At 69.7% G+C, this 20,922-nt stretch carries 17 protein-coding genes and 3 tRNA genes; 12 read left to right on the forward strand and 8 right to left on the reverse strand.

Going from position 1 to position 20,922, the window contains the following annotated elements; translation table 11 throughout:
- The first annotated feature begins 104 nt into the window (after nucleotides 1-104).
- From purS to purL, 3 genes are all read left to right on the forward strand, one after another.
- Nucleotides 105-365 (forward strand): phosphoribosylformylglycinamidine synthase subunit PurS, encoded by a 261-nt coding sequence (gene purS, locus ACFVX4_RS07350; RefSeq protein ID WP_176729353.1) that lies wholly within the window; start codon nucleotides 105-107, stop codon nucleotides 363-365.
- A gap of 62 nt (nucleotides 366-427) precedes the next feature.
- Complete coding sequence (purQ, locus tag ACFVX4_RS07355; protein WP_389972955.1) at nucleotides 428-1,096, forward strand: phosphoribosylformylglycinamidine synthase subunit PurQ; 669 nt, start codon at nucleotides 428-430, stop codon at nucleotides 1,094-1,096.
- Nucleotides 1,093-3,342, forward strand: a complete 2,250-nt coding sequence (gene purL, locus ACFVX4_RS07360; RefSeq protein WP_385331310.1) for a phosphoribosylformylglycinamidine synthase subunit PurL — start codon at nucleotides 1,093-1,095, stop codon at nucleotides 3,340-3,342. The genes purQ and purL overlap by 4 nt, the downstream gene beginning before the upstream one ends.
- Nucleotides 3,343-3,441: 99 nt before the next feature.
- On the opposite strand, the gene ACFVX4_RS07365 is transcribed toward purL, so the two are convergent.
- A complete protein-coding gene (locus ACFVX4_RS07365; RefSeq protein WP_389972781.1) occupies nucleotides 3,442-4,935 on the reverse strand; it encodes an MFS transporter in 1,494 nt (497 codons plus the stop codon).
- A gap of 145 nt (nucleotides 4,936-5,080) precedes the next feature.
- On the opposite strand from ACFVX4_RS07365, the gene ACFVX4_RS07370 reads away from it, so the two are divergent.
- The 4 genes from ACFVX4_RS07370 (at nucleotide 5,081) to purM (ending at nucleotide 9,762) form a co-directional block, all read left to right on the forward strand.
- Nucleotides 5,081-5,719: a TetR/AcrR family transcriptional regulator gene (locus ACFVX4_RS07370; RefSeq protein WP_385331315.1), complete on the forward strand. Its 639-nt coding sequence runs from the start codon at nucleotides 5,081-5,083 to the stop codon at nucleotides 5,717-5,719.
- Between the two features lie 97 nt (nucleotides 5,720-5,816).
- Entirely contained in the window at nucleotides 5,817-6,617 is an 801-nt protein-coding gene (locus ACFVX4_RS07375) for a sterol carrier family protein (protein WP_389972783.1), read from the forward strand.
- Nucleotides 6,618-7,101: 484 nt separating this feature from the next.
- Complete coding sequence (purF, locus tag ACFVX4_RS07380; protein ID WP_389972785.1) at nucleotides 7,102-8,628, forward strand: amidophosphoribosyltransferase; 1,527 nt, start codon at nucleotides 7,102-7,104, stop codon at nucleotides 8,626-8,628.
- 60 nt (nucleotides 8,629-8,688) lie between these two features.
- The gene (gene purM, locus ACFVX4_RS07385) at nucleotides 8,689-9,762 is read left to right on the forward strand and encodes a phosphoribosylformylglycinamidine cyclo-ligase (RefSeq protein WP_389972786.1); all 1,074 of its coding nucleotides are present in this window, start codon (nucleotides 8,689-8,691) and stop codon (nucleotides 9,760-9,762) included.
- A 216-nt stretch (nucleotides 9,763-9,978) separates the two neighbouring features.
- Here purM and ACFVX4_RS07390 read toward each other — a convergent pair whose 3' ends face one another.
- Both ACFVX4_RS07390 and ACFVX4_RS07395 read right to left on the reverse strand, forming a co-directional pair.
- Nucleotides 9,979-10,236 (reverse strand): DUF3073 domain-containing protein, encoded by a 258-nt coding sequence (locus tag ACFVX4_RS07390; RefSeq protein WP_072488579.1) that lies wholly within the window; start codon nucleotides 10,234-10,236, stop codon nucleotides 9,979-9,981.
- A gap of 312 nt (nucleotides 10,237-10,548) precedes the next feature.
- Nucleotides 10,549-11,640 carry a Leu/Phe/Val dehydrogenase gene (locus tag ACFVX4_RS07395; RefSeq protein WP_389972787.1) on the reverse strand — a complete coding sequence of 364 codons (1,092 nt, stop codon included), beginning with the start codon at nucleotides 11,638-11,640 and terminating at the stop codon, nucleotides 10,549-10,551.
- A gap of 175 nt (nucleotides 11,641-11,815) precedes the next feature.
- Between ACFVX4_RS07395 and ACFVX4_RS07400 the strand changes: the two genes are divergently transcribed.
- Both ACFVX4_RS07400 and bldC read left to right on the forward strand, forming a co-directional pair.
- Nucleotides 11,816-12,661 (forward strand): hypothetical protein, encoded by an 846-nt coding sequence (locus ACFVX4_RS07400; protein ID WP_389972789.1) that lies wholly within the window; start codon nucleotides 11,816-11,818, stop codon nucleotides 12,659-12,661.
- Between the two features lie 523 nt (nucleotides 12,662-13,184).
- A complete protein-coding gene (bldC, locus tag ACFVX4_RS07405) occupies nucleotides 13,185-13,391 on the forward strand; it encodes a developmental transcriptional regulator BldC (RefSeq protein ID WP_003949541.1) in 207 nt (68 codons plus the stop codon).
- Nucleotides 13,392-13,838: 447 nt separating this feature from the next.
- On the opposite strand, the gene ACFVX4_RS07410 is transcribed toward bldC, so the two are convergent.
- From ACFVX4_RS07410 to hrpA, 3 genes are all read right to left on the reverse strand, one after another.
- Nucleotides 13,839-14,138: a DUF6274 family protein gene (locus ACFVX4_RS07410; protein WP_389972791.1), complete on the reverse strand. Its 300-nt coding sequence runs from the start codon at nucleotides 14,136-14,138 to the stop codon at nucleotides 13,839-13,841.
- Nucleotides 14,139-14,276: 138 nt separating this feature from the next.
- A tRNA-Asp gene (locus ACFVX4_RS07415) sits at nucleotides 14,277-14,351 on the reverse strand.
- A gap of 127 nt (nucleotides 14,352-14,478) precedes the next feature.
- Nucleotides 14,479-18,411 carry an ATP-dependent RNA helicase HrpA gene (hrpA, locus tag ACFVX4_RS07420; protein ID WP_389972793.1) on the reverse strand — a complete coding sequence of 1,311 codons (3,933 nt, stop codon included), beginning with the start codon at nucleotides 18,409-18,411 and terminating at the stop codon, nucleotides 14,479-14,481.
- A gap of 156 nt (nucleotides 18,412-18,567) precedes the next feature.
- Between hrpA and ACFVX4_RS07425 the strand changes: the two genes are divergently transcribed.
- Genes ACFVX4_RS07425 through ACFVX4_RS07435 form a run of 3 tightly spaced genes read left to right on the forward strand, consistent with a single transcriptional unit; the run spans nucleotide 18,568 to nucleotide 20,699 of the window.
- Nucleotides 18,568-18,966, forward strand: coding sequence for a hypothetical protein (locus ACFVX4_RS07425; RefSeq protein ID WP_389972795.1), 399 nt, complete (start codon nucleotides 18,568-18,570; stop codon nucleotides 18,964-18,966).
- Between the two features lie 57 nt (nucleotides 18,967-19,023).
- A complete protein-coding gene (locus tag ACFVX4_RS07430; RefSeq protein WP_389972796.1) occupies nucleotides 19,024-19,851 on the forward strand; it encodes a DsbA family protein in 828 nt (275 codons plus the stop codon).
- Nucleotides 19,848-20,699: a cytochrome c biogenesis CcdA family protein gene (locus ACFVX4_RS07435; RefSeq protein WP_389972798.1), complete on the forward strand. Its 852-nt coding sequence runs from the start codon at nucleotides 19,848-19,850 to the stop codon at nucleotides 20,697-20,699. Before ACFVX4_RS07430 ends, ACFVX4_RS07435 begins: the two co-directional genes overlap by 4 nt.
- Nucleotides 20,700-20,737: 38 nt before the next feature.
- Here ACFVX4_RS07435 and ACFVX4_RS07440 read toward each other — a convergent pair.
- Both ACFVX4_RS07440 and ACFVX4_RS07445 read right to left on the reverse strand, forming a co-directional pair.
- Nucleotides 20,738-20,814, reverse strand: a tRNA-Phe gene (locus tag ACFVX4_RS07440).
- Nucleotides 20,815-20,836: 22 nt separating this feature from the next.
- Nucleotides 20,837-20,911 (reverse strand) — tRNA-Asp (locus tag ACFVX4_RS07445).
- Nucleotides 20,912-20,922: the final 11 nt, after the last annotated feature.

Below are 20,922 nucleotides of genomic sequence, written 5' to 3' on the forward strand. Positions count from 1 at the left end.
ATCTACCCGCGTAGAATTTCTGGCCAGGTACGCTGAGGGGACCTGCGGGGGTCTGGGGAGCCCCCCGGAGAAACAGCCGCACCACACCACCACCGGGAGTGCCAGTGGCACGCGTCGTAGTCGACGTCATGCTCAAGCCCGAGATCCTCGACCCGCAGGGACAGGCGGTGCAGCGTGCACTGCCCCGTCTCGGCTTCGAGGGAATCGCGGACGTACGTCAGGGAAAGCGTTTCGAGCTCGAGGTCGAGGGGCCGGTCGACGACGCCGCCCTCAGCCGCATTCACGAGATGGCCGAGACTTTCCTCGCCAACACCGTCATCGAGGACTTCACCGTGAAGGTGGAGAAGGCCGAGGAGTCGAAGTGACTTCCCGCCCGTCTCCCACCACCACCCGTGAGGGAGGCCCTTCGGGCCGCAGTAACACCCGAATCGGAGTCGTCACCTTTCCCGGCACGCTCGACGACAAGGACAGCCTGAGGGCCGTACGGGTCGCGGGCGCCGAACCCGTATCGCTGTGGCACCGCGACAAGAACCTGCACCAGGTCGACGCGGTCATCCTGGCGGGCGGCTTCTCCTACGGCGACTATCTGCGGGCCGGCGCCATCTCCCGCTTCTCGCCGGTCATGGAGACCGTCATCGAGCAGGCGAAGGCGGGGATGCCGGTCCTCGGCATCTGCAACGGTTTCCAGATCCTGACCGAGGCGCATCTGCTGCCCGGCGCGATGCTGCGGAACAACCACCTGCACTTCATCTGCCGCGACCAGAAGCTGCGCGTCGAGAACGCGGAGACCGCCTGGACCTCGGACTACTCCGCGGGCCAGGAGATCTCCGTACCGCTCAAGAACATGGACGGGCGCTACGTCGCCGACGAGCGCGTGCTCGACGAGCTGGAGGCGGAGGGCCGGGTCGCCTTCCGCTACCTGGACATGAACCCCAACGGCTCGCTGCGCGACATCGCCGGCATCACCAACGCCGCGGGCAATGTCGTCGGCCTGATGCCGCACCCGGAGCACGCCGTCGAGCCGCTGATCGGAACCGGCCGCACCGACGGTCTCGGTTTCTTCACCTCGATCATCAAGAAGCTGGTCAACGCATGAGCCTGGATACGGTCAAGCACGCGGCCGAGACCCCGGACGTCGAGCAGCCCTGGAAGGAGCTCGGCCTCAAGGAGGACGAGTACGCCCGGATCCGCGAGATCCTGGGCCGCCGTCCCACCGGCGCCGAGCTCGCCATGTACTCCGTGATGTGGTCCGAGCACTGCTCGTACAAGAGCAGCAAGGTCCACCTCAAGCAGTTCGGCGAGAAGGTCCCCGTCAACGACGCGATGCTCGTCGGCATCGGCGAGAACGCCGGTGTGGTCGACGTCGGTCAGGGTTACGCGGTCACCTTCAAGGTCGAGTCGCACAACCACCCCTCGTACATCGAGCCCTACCAGGGTGCGGCGACCGGCGTCGGCGGCATCGTCCGCGACATCCTCGCCATGGGCGCCCGCCCGGTCGCCGTCGTCGACCCGCTGCGTTTCGGAGCGGCCGACCACCCCGACACCAAGCGCGTCCTGCCGGGCGTCGTCGCGGGCATCGGCGGCTACGGCAACTGCCTGGGTCTGCCGAACATCGGCGGCGAGGTCGTCTTCGACGCCTGCTACCAGGGCAACCCGCTGGTCAACGCCGGCTGCATCGGCGTGATGAAGCACGAGGACATCCACCTGGCCAAGGCGTCCGGCCCCGGCAACAAGGTGATCCTCTACGGTGCCCGCACCGGCGGCGACGGCATCGGCGGTGTCTCGGTCCTGGCCTCGGAGACCTTCGAGTCGACCGGTCCCGCGAAGCGCCCGGCCGTTCAGGTCGGCGACCCGTTCCAGGAGAAGCTCCTCATCGAGTGCACCCTGGAGATCTTCAAGGAGAAGCTCGTCGCGGGCATCCAGGACCTCGGCGGCGCCGGGCTCTCCTGCGCCACGTCCGAGCTGGCCTCCGCCGGTTCCGGCGGCATGCGCGTCGAGCTGGACACCGTGCCGCTGCGCGACTCCTCCCTCTCGCCCGAGGAAATCCTCATGAGCGAGTCGCAGGAGCGCATGTGCGCGATCGTCGAGCCGCGGCACGTCGACCGCTTCCTGGAGATCTGCGAGAAGTGGGACGTCATCGCCACCGTCATCGGTGAGGTGACCGAGGGCTCCCAGCTGGAGATCTTCTGGCACGGCGAGCAGATCGTCGATGTGCCGCCACGGTCCGTCGCCCACGAGGGCCCGACGTACCACCGTCCGTTCGCCCGCCCGTCCTGGCAGGACGCGCTCCAGGCCGACGACGCGGGCAAGCTGGCCCGGCCGGCGAACGGCGCGGAGCTGCGCGAGCAGGTCCTCAAGCTGGTCGCCTCGCCGAACCAGGCGTCGAAGTCCTGGATCACCGACCAGTACGACCGGTTCGTGCAGGGCAACACCGTGCTCGCGATGCCCGAGGACGCCGGCATGGTCCGGATCGACGAGGAGTCGAACCTGGGCGTGGCCATGGCGACCGACGGCAACGGCCGGTACGCCAAGCTCGACCCGTACACCGGCGCGCAGCTCGCGCTGGCGGAGTCGTACCGCAATGTCGCCGCATCCGGCGCCAAGCCGCTGGCCATCTCGGACTGCCTGAACTTCGGTTCGCCCGAGGACCCGGACGTCATGTGGCAGTTCGCCGAGGCCACCCGTGGTCTCGCGGACGGCTGCCTGGAGCTGGGCACCCCGGTCACCGGTGGCAATGTGTCGCTGTACAACCAGACCGGTGAGACGGCGATCCACCCGACGCCGGTCGTGGCCGTGCTCGGTGTGATCGACGATGTCACCCGGCGCACGCCGGTCGCCTTCGCGGAAGAGGGCCAGCTCCTCTACCTGCTGGGCGACACGCATGAGGAGTTCGGCGGCTCGGCCTGGTCCGAGGTCGTCCACGGCCACCTCGGCGGCATGCCGCCCAAGGTCGACCTGGGCCGCGAGAAGCTGCTCGGCGAGATCCTGATCTCGGCCTCCCGCGACGGCATGATCGACGCGGCGCACGACCTCTCCGACGGCGGTCTGATCCAGGCGGTCACCGAGTCCTGCCTGCGCGGCGGGAAGGGTGCCCGGCTGGTCGTGCCGGACGGTCTGGACGCGTTCACGTTCCTCTTCTCCGAGTCGGCGGGGCGCGCGGTCGTCTCCGTTCCGCGGAGTGAGGAGCTTCGTTTCAACGACATGTGCGGGGCGCGGGGTCTGCCCGTATCCCGTATCGGTGTCGTGGACGGCGAGGAGATCGAGATCCAGGGCGAGTTCAGCATTCCGCTGAACGAGCTCCGCACGGCGCACGAGGCGACCATTCCGGCTCTGCTCGCCTGACGCACCCGCCTCCGACGAGGACGGCCCCGCCCTGTTTCATGGGCGGGGCCGTCCTCGTATCTCCCGGGTGCGGAGAATTCCGGCTGATGGAATTCCGTGTCACCGGTGGAGCGACGGCGTCGCGGCGAATGCGGCGGAATTCGCGTCCGCCGGTTCCGGCTTGCGCCGGCCCGGCAGCCGGGTCGCCAGAACGCTCGCCAGGATCATCACTCCGGTCGCGGACCAGAAGACCACGTTCGTCGAGGAGACGAAGGCGTCCAGCGCCTGCTGGTGGGCGTGGCCGGTCAGTCGGCCGATGGTGCTGGTCGTGCCGCCGGGGCCGCGGGCCGCGTAGACCCGGCTGAGGACGGTGCCGAAGAGAGCGGCGCCCAGTGCGCCGCCGAGGGTCTGGAAGAATCGCACGCCGGTCGTGGCCACGCCCAACTGCTCGGCGGGGGCGGTGTCCTGGACCAACTGGATCAGCTGGCCGACGAGCTGTCCGAAGCCGATGCCCATCATCAGCAGCGCGGCGCGAACGGTCCAGAGGCTGGTGTCCGTGGAGAGCGTGGCGAGCAGCGCCAGGGCGGCGGAGGCGCAGACGGTACCGCTGACGACGAAGGTCTTCTGCGACCAGCCGGCCGCGGCCAGCTTGCCGGAGAGCAGGCCGACGCCCGTCATCCCGATCGCCATCGGGATCAGATAGAGCCCGGCCGACGAGGCGGCGATACCCCGTACGACCTGGAGATAGATCATCACGTAGACCATCGAGCCCATCATGGCCGCGCCGACCAGCCCCTGGATGGCGAAGCCGTACCGGAGCTCACGGATCCTGAACAGGCCGAGCGGCAGCACCGGTTCGGCCGCGGTGGCCTGGCGGCGTACGAAGAGGACGAGTGCGGCGACGGTCGCCACGATGAGGCCGACGATCAGCGGGGACGACCAGGCGTGGTCCTTGCCTCCCCACTGGGTGACCAGCAGCAGCATGGTGGAGAAGGCGGCCGCGAGCCCGGCGCCGAGGAAGTCGATCGTGCGGCGGGTGGTCCGCGCGGGCAGCTTCAGTACCCGGACCGCCGCGGCCAGGACGGCGAGGCCGATCGGCAGATTGACGTAGAAGATCCACCGCCAGTCGGCATGGTCGGCGAGCACTCCGCCGAGCCACGGCCCGAGTGCCATCCCCGCTCCCGCGATGATCCCGCCGACGCTGCCGCCCTTGCCGCCGTCCTCTTCGGGGCCCTTGAGCTCACGGAGCACGACCATGGTGACGCTCATCAGTCCGCCGCCGCCGATGCCCTGGAGGGCGCGGGCGGCGATCAGCCCGCCCATGGAGCCGGCCATTCCGCACAGCGCCGAACCGGCGAGGAAGGTGGCGACGGCCCCGATGAAGACCTTCTTGGTGCCGAGTACGTCGCAGAGCTTCCCGTACAGCGGCAGCGCCGCGGTCGCGGCGAGCTGATAGGCGGCGATCAGCCAGGGGATCTTGTCGACGCCGTGCACCGGGTCGAGATCGCTGACGATCTGCACGGTCGCCGACGAAACGATGTTCGTGTCGAGCACGGCCAGCAGGATCGTGGCGATGCAGAGCACGAACCCGATGACGCGTTGACGGTCGGTCATGACTGGGGGCATGGCTGCGGACATGACGGGGCTCCCCTCCGGAGCGGCGTGGCGCCGCTGTGGCCGGGCACCACCATGACCCAAGAAAATGTATCGAGTCAAGAATTGATCCTGGATCAACATTCATCCTGGTACAGTGACGCCCATGACCGAGGGGATGAGCCTGCGCGAGCGCAAGAAGCTCCAGACGCGGCACCGCCTGCTGGCCGCGGCCACCGCACTCTTCGCCGAGCGCGGCTTCGACAAGGTCTCGGTCGCCGAGATCGCGGAGGCGGCCGAGGTGTCGAAGATGACTGTCTTCAACTACTTCGCAGGCAAGGAGGACCTGGTCCTCGCCCCCATGGAGGAGCACGTCGGCGATGTGGCGCGCGCGGTACGGGACCGGGCCCCCGGCGAGTCCGCCCTGGCCGCCGTGCGCGGACAGTTCCTGGCCGGCGTCGAGCGCCGCGATCCCTCGGTCGGAATGAGCGACGAGCCGGTGGTGCTCGGGGTGCGCCGACTGATCATGGAGACCCCGGCGCTGCTCACCCGGGCCCACGCGTTCTCCATGCGCTCCTTCGACCTGCTCGCCGAAGCGCTGGTCGAGGAGGGGGAGGAGCCGGCCATCGCCCGGATCGCGGGCGCCCAGCTGATCGGCACCCGCAACTCCCTCATATACGCGAACCAGTTGCGGTTGCTGGCGGGGGAGTCGGCGGACTCGATCGCGCCGGACGCCGTCGCACTCGCCGAGCGCGGATTCGGCCTGCTCGCCACCGGCCTGAGCGACTTCGCCACCCGGTCCTGAGACCGCCGGGGCCGCTCCCCCCTGCGCGCCGGAGCCGTCCACCGGGCGCGCGCCCTGCCCGAGCCCGGTCCGCCGGACAGGCCTTAGGCTCCCGGACATGCCGCCGTCCCAGAAACGCGCCCGCCGCTACGACCCGGTCAGGACCCGCAGCGCGGTCCTGGCGCAGTTCGCCCATGTCCGGGATGCCGTCCGCACTCTGACGCCCGGACAGCTCGCGCTGCCGACCCGGCTCGGCGACTGGACCGTGCGCGAACTGGCCGTACATCTGACCATGGCGCTCTCGACCGTCACCCGGAATCTGGAGCTGCCCGAACCCGCTTCGGCGAAGCCCGATCTGACGCTCGCCGAGTGGCCGTTCGCGACCGCGGACCGGGCCGCGCGCATCGCGGACGACACCAGGGCGCTCGCCCTGGACCACCCCGACCTGGACGAGCTGTACGGGGAGGTCGCGGGGCGGTTCGAGGAGCTGGTGCCCGGGGCCGGCGACGAGCGGCTGCTGCCTACACGGGTCGGGGCGATGCGGCTGGCCGACTTCCTCGTCACCCGTACCGTCGAACTCGTCGTGCACACCGACGATCTGAACGAGGCGACCGGCCTCGACATCCCGTACGACCGGCAGGCGCTCGCCGCCTGCACCCGGCTGCTCGCCGACGCCCTCGCGGAGAAGGCGCCGGGCGGCTCGGTCGAGGTGCGGGTCCCGCCGTTCGCCGTCGTCCAATGCGTGCAGGGCCCCAGGCACACCCGCGGTACGCCGCCCAACGTCGTCGAGACCGATCCGCTCACCTGGATCCGGCTCGCGACCGGGCGTACGGAGTGGGCGCGGGCGCTCGACGAGGCGAAGGTCGGCGCCAGCGGGGAGCGGGCCGATCTCGCCGCCCTGCTGCCCCTGATGGGGTGAGGGGGAACCGGCCCGGCCGCCCGCACCGTCTGCATGGTGCAGGAGCCTGCCAACCGGCCATGCGCCTGGCAACGACGGTCTCGCACTGCGGACCGTCCACGGACCGGTCCGCCCCGGCCATCGGCACCGCGGCGCGGGAGTCCCGGGGTCCAGGAAGGCCGCATCCCGGGCATCCCGATGTGAGGCTCACCACGAAACGCGCGTTCGGTCGGGCTTCGCGCCGGGCCGCCGACCGCCTCACCGAGCGCCACCATCCGGCCGGTGGGCGCCCCGGCCCGAATGGCCGGAACCCGACGGTAACCGGGCGCTGATCCGGGCGACCGCCACCCTGTGGCCCGATCCGTACTCCACCGCGACTGGCGGATGATCACTCCGCGTGACGGTCCGAACCGGTCCCCGAACCCCCTCCGGGAGCGCTTCCCCGGTGGTCCGGCCCGGTATCGCGAATTCGGACCAGTGGTCGATCTCGCCTACACTCGGTGGCGTGCCTCGTGGTGATGGACGACTCAACCACGACCTGCTCCCCGGAGAGAAAGGCCCCCAGGACGCTTGCGGCGTCTTCGGTGTCTGGGCTCCGGGCGAAGAGGTCGCCAAGCTCACCTATTTCGGACTGTATGCCCTGCAGCACCGTGGACAGGAGTCCGCGGGCATCGCAGTGAGCAACGGGTCCCAGATCCTGGTCTTCAAGGACATGGGACTGGTCTCGCAGGTCTTCGACGAAACGTCTCTGGGATCTCTCCAGGGCCATATCGCGGTCGGTCATGCCCGCTACTCCACCACCGGTGCCTCGGTGTGGGAGAACGCGCAGCCGACGTTCCGTGCGACCGCGCACGGCTCGATCGCCCTGGGTCACAACGGCAATCTGGTCAATACGGCCCAGCTCGCCGAGATGGTCGCCGGCCTTCCCCGCAAGGACGGCCGCGCCACCCAGGTCGCCGCGACGAACGACACCGATCTGGTGACCGCGCTGCTCGCCGGCCAGACCGACGACGACGGCAAGCCGCTCACCATCGAGGAGGCCGCCGCGAAGGTGCTCCCCGAGGTCAAGGGCGCCTTCTCCCTCGTCTTCATGGACGAGCACACCCTCTACGCCGCCCGTGACCCGCAGGGCATCCGCCCGCTGGTCCTCGGCCGGCTGGAGCGCGGCTGGGTGGTGGCCTCCGAGTCCGCCGCCCTCGACATCTGCGGCGCCAGCTTCGTCCGCGAGATCGAGCCGGGCGAGCTCGTCGCCATCGACGAGAACGGCCTGCGCACCTCGCGGTTCGCGGAAGCGAAGCCCAAGGGCTGTGTCTTCGAGTACGTCTATCTGGCCCGCCCCGACACCGACATCGCCGGGCGCAACGTCTACCTCTCCCGGGTGGAGATGGGCCGCAAGCTGGCCGCCGAGGCCCCGGTCGAGGCCGACCTCGTCATAGCGACCCCGGAGTCCGGCACCCCCGCCGCCATCGGTTACGCGGAGGCCAGCGGCATCCCGTTCGGTGCCGGCCTGGTCAAGAACGCCTACGTCGGCCGGACCTTCATCCAGCCGTCCCAGACCATTCGGCAGCTGGGCATCCGCCTCAAGCTGAACCCGCTCAAGGAAGTCATCAAGGGCAAGCGCCTGGTGGTCGTCGACGACTCGATCGTCCGCGGCAACACCCAGCGCGCACTGGTCCGGATGCTCCGCGAGGCCGGTGCCGCCGAGATCCACATCCGGATCTCGTCCCCGCCGGTGAAGTGGCCCTGCTTCTTCGGCATCGACTTCGCGACCCGCGCCGAGCTGATCGCCAACGGCATGACGGTCGACGAGATCTCCACGTCGATGGGCGCGGACTCGCTCGCGTACATCTCGCTCGACGCCATGGTCGAGGCGACGACGATCGCCAAGCCGAATCTGTGCCGCGCCTGCTTCGACGGTGAGTACCCCATGGAGCTCCCGGACCCGGAGCTGCTCGGCAAGCAGCTGCTGGAGACCGAGCTGGCAGCAGGCCCGGCGGCGACCGCCGCGTCCGACGCACTGCGTCGTCCGTGACGGCCCAGCCGTACACCTCCGGCCACCAGCCCCGTATCTCCACACGAAAGATCCCAGGCAATGTCTGAGACAACAGGTGCTTCCTACGCGGCAGCGGGCGTCGACATCGAAGCCGGCGACCGTGCCGTCGAGCTGATGAAGGAGTGGGTGAAGAAGACGCAGCGCCCCGAGGTCGCGGGCCTCGGCGGCCTCGGCGGTTTCGCCGGCCTCTTCGACGCCTCGGCCCTCAAGCGCTACGAGCGTCCGCTGCTCGCCTCCGCCACCGACGGCGTCGGCACGAAGGTCGACCTCGCCCGCAAGATGGGCGTGTACGACACCATCGGCCACGACCTCGTCGGCATGGTCGTCGACGACCTGGTCGTCTGCGGTGCCGAGCCGCTCTTCATGACCGACTACATCTGCGTCGGCAAGGTGCACCCCGAGCGGGTCGCGGCCATCGTGAAGGGCATCGCCGAGGGCTGTGTCCTCGCGGGCTGTTCCCTGGTCGGCGGCGAGACGGCCGAGCACCCGGGCCTCCTCGGTCCGGACGACTTCGATGTCGCCGGCGCCGGTACGGGCGTGGTCGAGGCCGACCGGCTGCTGGGCCCGGACCGTATCCGTAAGGGTGACGCGGTGATCGCCATGGCGTCGTCCGGTCTTCACTCCAACGGGTACTCGCTCGTCCGGCACGTGGTCTTCGACCGGGCCGGCTGGTCGCTGGACCGGCAGGTCGAGGAGTTCGGCCGCACGCTCGGCGAGGAGCTCCTGGAGCCCACCAAGATCTACTCGCTGGACTGCCTGGCGCTCACCCGCACGACCGAGGTGCACGGCTTCAGCCACGTGACCGGCGGGGGCCTGGCCAACAACCTGGCCCGGGTCATCCCGGACGGACTGCACGCCAGGGTCGACCGCTCCACCTGGACGCCCGGCGCGGTCTTCGACGTGGTCGGCCGCACGGGACAGGTCGAGCAGCTGGAGCTGGAGAAGACGCTGAACATGGGCGTCGGCATGATCGCGATCGTCCCGGCCGAGTCCGTGGACGTGGCACTGACGGCACTGGCCGACCGCGGGGTCGAGTCCTGGGTCGCGGGCGAGATCACCGAGCGCGGGGCGCACACCTCGGGCGCGGAGCTCGTCGGTGGGTACGCGCGCTAGACACGGGCGGGCACACCGGGGCAACCCGGTGTCCGCTACATCCTCGGCCGCCGGGATCCCGGCACGTCCGGCGGTCGAGGAAAGCGCCGCCGGGGAAAGCACCGTCGGGGAAGGCCTCCAGGAATCCGGTCCCCGCACGAGCGGCCGGACCGGGCCGGGGCAGCACAGAACCCGGTCCGGGACAGGCCCGGACCGGGTTGATGTGTCAGCGCGAGGTCAAGCGCCGCGGCGCTGTGACGACGGACCGGACTTGTCGTCCTCGTCCTCGTCCTCGTCGTCGTTGTACAGATCCGCGTACTGTGCGTACGGGTCATCTTCCTCGTCGTCGTCCTCGAACGGCTCTGCGTTCGGTGGTTGACTCGAAGGCGATGCGCCCAGCTCATTGGCCAGACGCGACAAGTCAGTCCCGCCGCTGCTGTACTTCAGCTGGCGGGCGACCTTTGTCTGCTTGGCCTTTGCCCGGCCGCGCCCCATGGCTCGACCCCCTCGGTGACGGGGCTCGACGGCCCCAGAGTCTTGACACGCGTTCATGTTTCAGGACGGACTCTCGGCTGAGAGACCGTGCCCGTAGGGCTTTAACGGTACCTGCTTCCGCGGCCATACGGTACGCCGCCCGCATCACGCGCCCCGGAAGAAGACCGGCGAGAAGCCCCGTCCTCGCTGGTCAACTGCGATTTTAACCTCTTCTTGGCACGCGACCCGCCGACCGGCGTGAGTCTTGTCTCGCCGGTCGGCGGGTCGGCAGGCAACGGTCGACGTGGACGCGGGGTGACGCGTCCGCCACTGTCAGCGGCGGCGGGCTTCGGCCATCCGCTGCTCGGCGATCCGGTCGGCCGCGGCGGCCGGCGGGATGCCGTCATCCTTCGCACGTGCGAATATGGCCAGCGTGGTGTCGAAGATCTTCGACGCCTTGGCCCTGCACCGGTCGAAGTCGAAGCCGTGCAGCTCGTCGGCGACCTGGATGACACCGCCCGCGTTCACCACGTAGTCGGGCGCGTACAGGATCGACCGATCCGCGAGGTCCTTCTCGACGCCGGGGTGCGCGAGCTGGTTGTTGGCCGCTCCGCACACCACCTTGGCCGTGAGCACCGGAATGCTGTCGTCGTTCAGCGCGCCGCCGAGCGCGCACGGGGCGTAGATGTCGAGGCCCTCGGTACGGATCAGCGCGCCGGTGTCCGCGGCGACGGCGATACCGGGGTGCTTCTCGGTGATCCGGCGTACGGACTCCTCCCGCACATCCGTGATCACGACCTCCGCGCCGTCCGAGAGCAGATGCTCGACCAGGTGGTGACCGACCTTGCCGACTCCGGCGACCCCCACTTTTCGGCCACGCAGCGTCGGGTCGCCCCAGAGGTGCTGCGCCGAGGCCCGCATGCCCTGGAAGACACCGAACGCGGTGAGGACCGAGGAGTCGCCGGCGCCGCCGTTCTCGGGGGAGCGGCCGGTGGTCCAGCGGCACTCGCGGGCGACGACGTCCATGTCGGCGACGTAGGTGCCGACGTCGCAGGCGGTCACGTAACGCCCGCCGAGCGAGGCCACGAACCGGCCGTAGGCCAGCAGCAGTTCCTCCGACTTGATCTGCTCGGGGTCGCCGATGATGACGGCCTTGCCGCCGCCGTGGTCGAGACCGGCCATGGCGTTCTTGTACGACATGCCGCGCGCGAGGTTCAGCGCATCCGCGACGGCCTCCTCCTCGGAGACGTACGGATAGAAGCGGGTGCCGCCGAGGGCCGGGCCCAGGGCGGTGGAGTGGATGGCGATGACGGCCTTGAGGCCGCTGGCACGGTCCTGGCAGAGCACGACTTGTTCGTGGCCCCCCTGCTCCGAGTGGAACAGGGTGTGCAGTACGTCAGCAGGCGCGCCGGTCACATCGGTCACTGTGGTGACTCCCAAGTACGAAGCGGCGAGGACCCTCCTGAAGGTGGGGAGGGCCGCGGACCGGCCGGCACGGCCGGTCCGACTGGGCAAGAGAGTAAGTCCTGCGCGGGCACGGATCTGGTCCAGTGCCCAGGATCACCCCCCGGCGGAGTACGGGCGTGACACGATTTGCTGCATGTCGGTGGTGTCTTCGGTGCTCGTCCCTTACGCGTCCTACCTCCGGGTGTACGAGCCGCTGGCCGCCTTCCCGGAGCCCGAACGCGCCCACTGGGCGCGGTACGCCGGGGGTGCCCGGATCCCCACCGCCCAGGACGAACTGCGCCGTTCGCTCGCCGACTTGGCGGCCACTCCGCCGGTCGCGGTGCCGGTGCACGAGAGCGGGGACGCGTTCGTCGCCGAGGTCGACGGGGTGGTGTGCGTCTGTCCGTGGCGGACCAGGCTGCGCGGCTGGCTGGCGCTGGACGAGCTGACGGAGATGTTTCCCGGGCCGGTGCTCGACGCGGTGCTGCCGTCGGTGGTGCGCGGGCAGGCGGTCATGGACCACGAGCGGTGGGCGGAGCGGAATCCGGATGCCAGGCCGTGGATCCGTACCTCGGTGTGGCAGGTGCCGGTGCGGTGGTTCGTGCTCTTCTCCGACGAGGAGCGGGAGTACGCGGGGGCGGGGGAGGACGGTGCGGCGCCGGTGCTGCGGTACCGGACGCCGATGGTGCAGGCCCGCCGCCGGCTGGCCCGGACGCTGAAGACGCTGCGGGAGTCGGTGGACGAGGGCCGGCTGACCGAGGGGCTCGTGGACGTGGGGCGCTGGCTGGAGGAGTTCCATCCGCGTGCGCTGGTCGAGCTGGACTACGCCGGTCTGGTGCACGCGCTGCCGGCGAAGCAGCTCGCCGGGGACCGGTCGGCCGCCGATGTGGCCGAGGGCATCGCGGCGCTGCAGGCGGGTGACACCGAAGGGGCGAGCGAGGCGTACGGCCGGCTGGCGGAGCGCTGGCGGGCCGTAAGAGATCGTCAGTTCGCGAACTGACGAGGCGATATCCGCGTCTGTTCCTGTGTCCTGTGTGACGCGTGGGAACGAAGAGGCGGAAGCGTACTCCTGTGGTCTTGGGACCTACGTCCCGAACCGGGCCTTTGCCTCAAGCGTGATGGATAGCACTAACTGGGCTCTTGCGCCCTTCCCTACCCCTCATGCCAAAATAGGACAAGGAGCCCGGGGAGGGCTCCGTCCGTCCAACTAAGGGCGGAATGCTCAGCATTGCACGCTATGGGGGGTCTGATGGCTCCTGATCGCTCTGTGACTGATCGTCACGGCGGAGTGACTGTCCGCTATGGCATGGTCCATCGGCTTCCGTCGCTGATGAACACCTGGGAGGGCAATTCCATCGGTTTGGCCGACGCGGCTGGACGGATGGTGTAGTTGTAGTGCCGAGGACAAGCCGTTCGTCCTATAACCGACTCGGCCCGCGTCCGCCATTTCGGGCAACGCGGGTCAAGGTGCAGAATTTAGAGGAAAGAACCGAGATGGTTCGGTTCTCCCGAGGAGGCCGCTCATGACCGCTCGCACCCCTGATGCCGAGCCGCTGCTGACCCCGGCTGAGGTTGCCACGATGTTCCGCGTGGACCCGAAGACGGTTACCCGCTGGGCCAAGGCAGGCAAGCTCACGTCCATCCGCACGCTCGGTGGACATCGCCGGTACCGCGAGGCAGAGGTCCGCGCACTGCTTGCGGGTATTCCGCAGCAGCGCAGCGAGGCCTGACACACCCCTGTCACGCCGCAACAACCGGGCTTCCGGGTCCCCCAACCCGTACAGGCCCACCCATAGCTCCAAATGACGGGCGCCCGCCCCAACGGGCGCCATACCTGTGCAATACGGGTGCGTCGTTCGATCGCGCTGGACTCCGCCGGGTCCAGCGCGATCTTTTTTGTGCCCACTTGTGCCCACGCGCCTTTCCGTACCCCCGCGAACCCGGGCGCCGGCCCGTCCGCCGGGGGTGCCGGAAACCGCGCGTCCGGCCGGGTCGACGTGCGGGCTTGAGTGAGTCTGTTCGGGACTGTTCCGGACCGCCCGGGGAGGCCGGGCCGGGGGCGGTCCGGATGGTCCCGCGGCGCTCCCGTCCGAGTGGTGCAATTGCACATATTAAATTCGCCAGTTGTAGGAAGGGGGTAAAGTCACCGCTCCGCAAAACTCTTTCGGTGACTCCCGTCACACTGTGCGAGGCTTGCCAAGTACGAGCCTGCCACCGTCGGGAAGCGGAAGACCCCGCCATTGGTCACCCGCCCGGGGGCTTTCGTCCTCGGCTTCCAGGGCGCCGTCCTGGCGCCCTGCGTGCGGCTCCGGCGGTTCGGGGGTGGAATCGGTCCGGCGGGCCGTCACGGGCTCCATGGCGAGCCGCAGGAGCCGATGGCAGACCGGGCAGTGGCGGGTGAGGTGACGGCAGCCGGAAGCGGCGGCCAGATGGGCGCGCAGGAGCGCTCGGGTCTCGTGTGCGGCGGACGCAGTCATATGCGCCACCTCCCGGTGGACCGCGCCCCGCACCGGGAAAATCAGGGACGGCCTCTGTTGTCTGACTACTCGTCGGCGGTTGCCGGAGTCAAGACGCGCGAAAGCCCGGATCCAGAAGGATCCGGGCTTTCGTTACTGCGGTCCTGACGGGATTTGAACCCGCGGCCTCCACCTTGACAGGGTGGCGAGCACTCCAAACTGCTCCACAGGACCAGGTTTTCGCTGCTTGCCTTGCGGCTGGCTGCGAAGACAGACTGTACAGCAGGTCAGAGGGTCAGGTCGAACTCACCGAAGGTGGCGACTCCGTCACCGCCGAAACGGCCCGTCCGGGCGGGCCCTCTCACGGTGCCGCCGCGTCGATCGCCTTCACGATCCGCTTGTCGGAGACCGGGTAGGCCGTCCCCAGCGCGTGGGCGAAATAGCTGACCCGGAGCTCCTCGATCATCCAGCGGATGTCCAGCACCTCCTGCGGCACGGGCCTGCCCTGCGGCATCTGTTCGAGCAGCCAGGCGTACTCGTCCTGCATCTCGTGGACCTTCCCCATGCGCGTGGTGTCGCGCTGGACGGCCGTCGGCATCTGCTGGAGCCGGCGGTCCACGGCGACCAGATAGCGCATCAGGTCGGGCAGCCTGCGCAGCCCGGTCTTCGTGACGAAGCCCGGCGGCACGAGGGCCGCGAGCTGGTCCCGGGCATCGGTGACGTTGTCGACCAGGACCAGGCTGTTGGTGGCCTTCAGACGCCGCTCGCAGGCCTGCCAGGCGGCCAGCACCTGCTGGACCTGCTTGACCGTGTGCTCGGTCAGGGCGACGAGGTCGGCGCGCACCCTGTCGTACAGCTTCCGGAACGACTCCTCGTCCCAGGCCGGGCCGCCGTGCGCGCCGATCAGCCGGTCGGCGGCCGCCGTCGCGCAGTCCTCGAACAGCGCCTGGATGGAGCCGTGCGGGTTGCGGGACAGAGCCAGCTTCTGCTGGTTCGTCAGCTTGTCGGAGGCGAACTTCGCCGGATTCACCGGCACGTTCAGCACGATCAGCTTCCGGGTGCCCAGCCACATCGCCTGCTGCTGCTCGGCCTCGGTGTCGAAGAGCCGTACGGCGACGGTGTCGCCCTGGTCCACCAGCGCCGGGTACGCCTTGACCGGCTGGCCGGCCCGTCTGGTCTCGAAGACGCGGTTCAGCGTGCCGATCGTCCAGCCCGTGAGGCCCGAACGCTCGATGGACTCGCCCGAGGGCCCGGCGGTGGCCGCGGCGGCCTTGGAGAGGGCCTGACGTGCCTTGGGGCGCAGCTGGAGCTTGAGCGCCTCCAGATCCTTGTCCTCGGCCACCTTGCGGCGCCGCTCGTCGACGATCCGGAACGTGATCTTCAGGTGGTCCGGGATACGGCCCAGGTCGAAGTCGTCGGCCGTGACCGGGACGCCGACCATCCGCTGGAGCTCCCGGGCCAGCGTGACCGGCAGCGGTTCCTGCAGCGGTACGGCCCGGTCGAGGAACTTGTCCGCGTAGTTCGGCGCGGGGACGTAGTGCCGGCGGATCGGCTTGGGCAGCGAGCGGATCAGCTCGGTGACCACTTCCTCCCGCAGGCCCGGGATCTGCCAGTCGAAGCCCTCGGAGGTGACCTGGTTGAGCACCTGGAGCGGGATGTGGACGGTCACGCCGTCGGCGTCCGCACCCGGCTCGAACTGGTACGTGACGTTGAACTTGAGCTTCCCCTGGCGCCAGGAGTCCGGGTAGTCGTCCTTGGTGACGGCCCCGGCCTTCTCGTTGATGAGCATCGAGCGCTCGAAGTCCAGCGCGTCCGGCTCGTCCCGGCGCTTGTGCTTCCACCAGGAGTCGAAGTGCGCCCCGGAGACCACGTGCTCGGGGATCCGCTGGTCGTAGAAGTCGAAGAGCGTCTCGTCGTCCACGAGGATGTCGCGGCGCCGGGCGCGGTGCTCCAGCTCCTCGACCTCGCCGAGCAGTTTTCGGTTGTCGTGGAAGAACTGGTGGTGGGTCCGCCAGTCGCCTTCGACCAGGGCATTGCGGATGAACAGATCGCGGGAGGTCTCGGCGTCGATGCGGCCGAAATTGATCTTGCGCTGGGCGACGATCGGTACCCCGTAGAGCGTGACCCGCTCGTACGCCATCACCGCCGCCTGGTCCTTCTCCCAGTGCGGCTCGCTGTAGGTGCGCTTGAGCAGATGCTGGGCCAGCGGCTCGATCCACTCCGGCTCGACCTTGGCGTTGACCCGCGCCCACAGCCGGGACGTCTCGACCAGCTCGGCCGACATCACGAACCGCGGCTGCTTCTTGAAGAGCGCCGATCCCGGGAAGATCGCGAACTTGGCGCTGCGCGCGCCCAGGTACTCGTTCTTCTCGGTGTCCTTCAGCCCGATGTGCGAGAGCAGCCCGGCCAGCAGCGAGGTGTGCACCGCCTGCTCCGGCGCAGCCAGGTCCGTCGAGGGCTCCTCCAGCTGCATACCCATCTGCTTGGCGACCGTACGCAGCTGCGCGTAGATGTCCTGCCATTCGCGGATGCGCAGGAAGTTCAGATACTCCTGCTTGCACATCCGGCGGAAGCTGGACGAGCCGCGCTCCTTCTGCTGCTCGCGGATGTACCGCCACAGGTTCAGGAACGCCAGGAAGTCGGACGTCTCGTCCTTGAAGCGGGCGTGCTGCTGATCGGCCTGGGTCTGCTTCTCCGAGGGCCGCTCGCGCGGGTCCTGGATGGAGAGCGCCGCCGCGATGACCATGACCTCGCGGACACAGCCGTTGCGGTCGGCCTCGATGACCATGCGGGCCAGGCGCGGGTCGACGGGCAGCTGCGAGAGCTTCCGGCCGAGCGGGGTGAGCCGCTTCTTCGGATCCTTCTCCTCCGCGTCCAGTGCGCCGAGCTCCTGGAGGAGCTGGACGCCGTCGCGGATGTTGCGGTGGTCCGGCGGGTCGATGAAGGGGAACTTCTCGATGTCACCCAGGCCGGCCGCGGTCATCTGGAGGATGACGGAGGCCAGGTTGGTACGGAGGATCTCCGGGTCGGTGAACTCCGGACGGGTCAGGAAGTCGTCCTCGGAGTACAGCCGGATGCAGATGCCGTCCGAGGTACGGCCGCAGCGGCCCTTGCGCTGGTTGGCGCTGGCCTGCGAGATCCGCTCGATCGGCAGCCGCTGGACCTTGGTGCGGTGGCTGTAGCGGGAGATCCGGGCGTTGCCCGGGTCGATCACGTACTTGATGCCGGGGACGGTCAGCGAGGTCTCGGCGACGTTGGTCGCCAGGACGATCCTGCGACCCGTGTGGCGCTGGAAGACGCGGTGCTGCTCGGCGTGCGAGAGCCGGGCGTAGAGAGGGAGCACCTCGGTGTGGCGGAGGTTGCGCTTGTTCAGCGCGTCCGCCGTGTCACGGATCTCCCGCTCGCCGGAGAGGAAGACCAGGATGTCGCCCGGACCCTCGGTCTGGAGCTCGTCCACGGCGTCGCAGATCGCGGTGATCTGGTCGCGGTCGGAGTCGTCCCCCTCCTCTTCGAGCAGCGGGCGGTAGCGCACCTCGACCGGGTACGTACGCCCGCTGACCTCGACGATCGGCGCCTCGCCGAAGTGGCGCGCGAACCGCTCGGGGTCGATCGTCGCGGAGGTGATGACGACCTTCAGGTCCGGGCGCTTGGGCAGCAGCCTGGCCAGATAGCCGAGCAGGAAGTCGATGTTCAGCGACCGCTCGTGGGCCTCGTCGATGATGATCGTGTCGTAGGCGCGCAGCTCGCGGTCCGTCTGGATCTCGGCGAGCAGGATGCCGTCCGTCATCAGCTTCACGAACGTGGCGTCGGGGTTCACCTGGTCGGTGAAGCGGACCTTCCAGCCGACCGCCTCGCCCAGCGGCGTCTTCAGCTCGTCCGCGACGCGCTCGGCGACCGTACGGGCCGCGATCCGGCGCGGCTGGGTGTGCCCGATCATGCCCCGGACACCGCGCCCCAGCTCCATGCAGATCTTCGGGATCTGCGTGGTCTTGCCGGAGCCGGTCTCCCCGGCGACGATCACGACCTGGTGGTCGCGTATCGCCTCAAGGATCTCGTCCTTCTTCTGACTGACCGGGAGCTGTTCCGGGTACGACAGGGCAGGCATCCGCGCGGCACGCAGCGAGAGCCGCTCGGCTGCCTTGCCGGCCTCGGCGGCGATCTCGTCCAGCACGGACTGCCGGGCCTCGGGCTTACGGATGCGGCGCGCCCCTTCGAGACGGCGGCCGAGCCGGTGCGCGTCGCGGAGCGAGATCTGTCCGAGCCGGTTCTGGAGATCAGCGAAGGAAGTAGACATACGGAGCCCAGGATCTCACCCGGGCCCGACGAACGGCGAACACATTTCGTGCGGTCCGGGTCACCACATGGGCACCGCGCGGATGCGCGGGATCACAGCACGTACCATTTCGGGCAGCTGACCACCCGTTGCCCCTGTCCGGAAAGGCCGGTCGCCGTGTCCCGTACACAGTGGTGCTGCCTGACGGCGGTGCTCGCGGTCGTACTGGGGCTGTTCTGCGGACCGGCGACGGCCGTCCCCGGCGGCGGCGCACCCGCCACCGCCGTCGTGGCCGCCGCGACGGGCGCGGACGCTCCGGCCGACGCCGGCCCGGCGGCGGCAGCGCCCGCCGACCGGCACCCGGCGCCGGGCTGCCGCAAGACCAGGAAGCACGACGGCGAACCCGCGCTCCCGGGCCGGGCCCGTGCCGCGTACGACCAGGCGCCCGGCCTCGCCGAGTGGGGCCTGCCCGCCGCCACCGGTCAGGGCCCGGTCCACCCACCCGTGCGGCTGAAACTGCGCGCCCCCGCGCCCGCCGCGCCCACTCCCGTCGAGCTCTCCGTGCTGAGGGTGTAGCCGGCCGTCCCACCCGGCCGCCCCCTTCCCTTCCGCATCACCAGCACGGAGTCCCGCATGCCCAAGTCCACGTCCGCACGCAAGCCCTCGCCCAGGAACAGGAAGCCGTTGGTCTACGGCGCCGGAGTCGTCCTCGCCGCCGCGCTGCTCGGCTTCGTCTCCTACCGGGCCACCGTCCCCGACCACTCGGGCTCCGGCTCCTCCTCGGTCGCCGATGTCACCGCCGACCCGGACGCCGGCGTCTATCCGGAGCTGGCGAAGCTCGCCCGCCGCGACGCCGGCGACAAGCTCGCTCAGGGCCGCGCCGACGCACCTGTGGTCCTGATCGAGTACGCCGACTTCAAGTGCGGCTACTGCGGCAAGTTCGCCCGCGACACCGAACCCGCCCTGGTCAAGAAGTACGTCGACAACGGCACCCTGCGCATCGAGTGGCGCAACTTCCCGATCTTCGGCGCCGAGTCCGAGGCCGCCGCCCGCGCCGCATGGGCCGCCGGGCAGCAGGACCGCTTCTGGCAGTTCCACGCCGCCGCGTACGCCGAGGGGGCCAAGGAGAAGGGGTTCGGCAAGGACCGGCTGACGGCCCTCGCCCGGCAGGCCGGGGTCGCGGACCTCGACCGCTTCGCCCGCGACGCGGACAGCTCCGCCGCCTCCGCCGCCGTGGGCAAGGACCAGGAACAGGGGTACGGAATCGGCGCGACCTCCACTCCGTCGTTCCTGATCAACGGCCGCCCGATCGCCGGAGCCCAGCCCATGGAGACCTTCACCTCGGCCATCGAGGCGGCGGCCGAGAAGGCCCGCGCCACCGAGGACGCCAAGAGCGGCAAGGACTCCGAGAACGGCAAGGGCGGCAAGAACGCCGAGGGTGCTGGGGACGACGCGAAATGACCGCTGACATCGGCTACTTCGCGGCCTTCCTGGGCGGGCTGCTCGCCCTGGTCAGCCCGTGCAGCGCGCTGCTGCTGCCCGCCTTCTTCGCCTACTCCATCGACTCCGCCTCGCGCCTCCTGGCCCGCACCGGCATCTTCTATGCCGGACTGGCCACCACGCTGGTCCCGCTCGGCGCCGCGGGCTCGTACGCCGGACGGATCTTCTACCGCCACCGCGACGCGCTCGTCCTCGGCGCGGGCTGGCTGATCATCGTGCTCGGCATCGCCCAGATCGTCGGTCTGGGCTTCGCCTCGCGCCGGATCGCCGCCCTCAGCGGCCGGATCCGCCCGACCACCGCCGTATCGGTCTACGCACTGGGCGCCGTCTACGGACTGGCCGGCTTCTGCGCGGGCCCGATCCTCGGCAGCGTCCTCACCGTGGCGGCGGTCAGCGGCAGCCCGGTCTACGGTGGACTGCTGCTCGCCGTCTACGCCCTGGGCATGGCGGTCCCGCTCTTCCTGCTCGCGCTGCTCTGGGAACGCTTCGACCTGGGCCGCCGGGCCTGGCTGCGCGGCCGGGCCTTCCGGCTGGGCCGCTTCGAGCTGCACACCACGACCCTGCTGTCCGGGCTCTTCTTCATCGGGCTCGGCGCACTGTTCCTCGTGTACGACGGGACGACGGCGCTGCCCGGACTGCTGGACGTGGACGATTCGTTCGCCGTGGAGCAGTGGGCCCAGCGCATCGGCGAGCACGTGCCGGACGCCATGGCGCTGGTGGCCGTGGTCGCGGTGGTACTGCTGGTTCTGGCGGTACGGGCGTGGCGCGGCCGGGGCGGCGTGAACTCGGCGGACCGGGAAGAGGTCTGACACGGCGAAGGCCCCGTCCGGTGGACGGGGCCTTCGGGTGGTGGCTGGGGCCGGGATCGAACCGGCGACCTATCGCTTTTCAGGCGATCGCTCGTACCAACTGAGCTACCCAGCCACGCAGCTCATAAGGGCTGCAGCGGTCCTGACGGGATTTGAACCCGCGGCCTCCACCTTGACAGGGTGGCGAGCACTCCAAACTGCTCCACAGGACCAAGCTTTGTGC

The sequence above is a fragment of the Streptomyces sp. NPDC058240 genome (assembly GCF_042882135.1).
Taxonomy (GTDB): Bacteria; Actinomycetota; Actinomycetes; order Streptomycetales; family Streptomycetaceae; genus Streptomyces.

Bases quoted from the DNA above. Each gene is read 5' to 3' on its own strand.
- purL (WP_385331310.1), top strand. From the start codon at position 1,093: ATGAGCCTGGATACGGTCAAGCACGCGGCCGAGACCCCGGACGTCGAG.
- ACFVX4_RS07365 (WP_389972781.1), bottom strand. From the start codon at position 4,935: ATGACCGACCGTCAACGCGTCATCGGGTTCGTGCTCTGCATCGCCACG.
- ACFVX4_RS07370 (WP_385331315.1), top strand. From the start codon at position 5,081: ATGACCGAGGGGATGAGCCTGCGCGAGCGCAAGAAGCTCCAGACGCGG.
- ACFVX4_RS07375 (WP_389972783.1), top strand. From the start codon at position 5,817: ATGCCGCCGTCCCAGAAACGCGCCCGCCGCTACGACCCGGTCAGGACC.
- purM (WP_389972786.1), top strand. From the start codon at position 8,689: ATGTCTGAGACAACAGGTGCTTCCTACGCGGCAGCGGGCGTCGACATC.
- ACFVX4_RS07390 (WP_072488579.1), bottom strand. From the start codon at position 10,236: ATGGGGCGCGGCCGGGCAAAGGCCAAGCAGACAAAGGTCGCCCGCCAG.
- ACFVX4_RS07400 (WP_389972789.1), top strand. From the start codon at position 11,816: ATGTCGGTGGTGTCTTCGGTGCTCGTCCCTTACGCGTCCTACCTCCGG.
- bldC (WP_003949541.1), top strand. From the start codon at position 13,185: ATGACCGCTCGCACCCCTGATGCCGAGCCGCTGCTGACCCCGGCTGAG.
- ACFVX4_RS07410 (WP_389972791.1), bottom strand. From the start codon at position 14,138: ATGACTGCGTCCGCCGCACACGAGACCCGAGCGCTCCTGCGCGCCCAT.
- hrpA (WP_389972793.1), bottom strand. From the start codon at position 18,411: ATGTCTACTTCCTTCGCTGATCTCCAGAACCGGCTCGGACAGATCTCG.
- ACFVX4_RS07430 (WP_389972796.1), top strand. From the start codon at position 19,024: ATGCCCAAGTCCACGTCCGCACGCAAGCCCTCGCCCAGGAACAGGAAG.
- ACFVX4_RS07435 (WP_389972798.1), top strand. From the start codon at position 19,848: ATGACCGCTGACATCGGCTACTTCGCGGCCTTCCTGGGCGGGCTGCTC.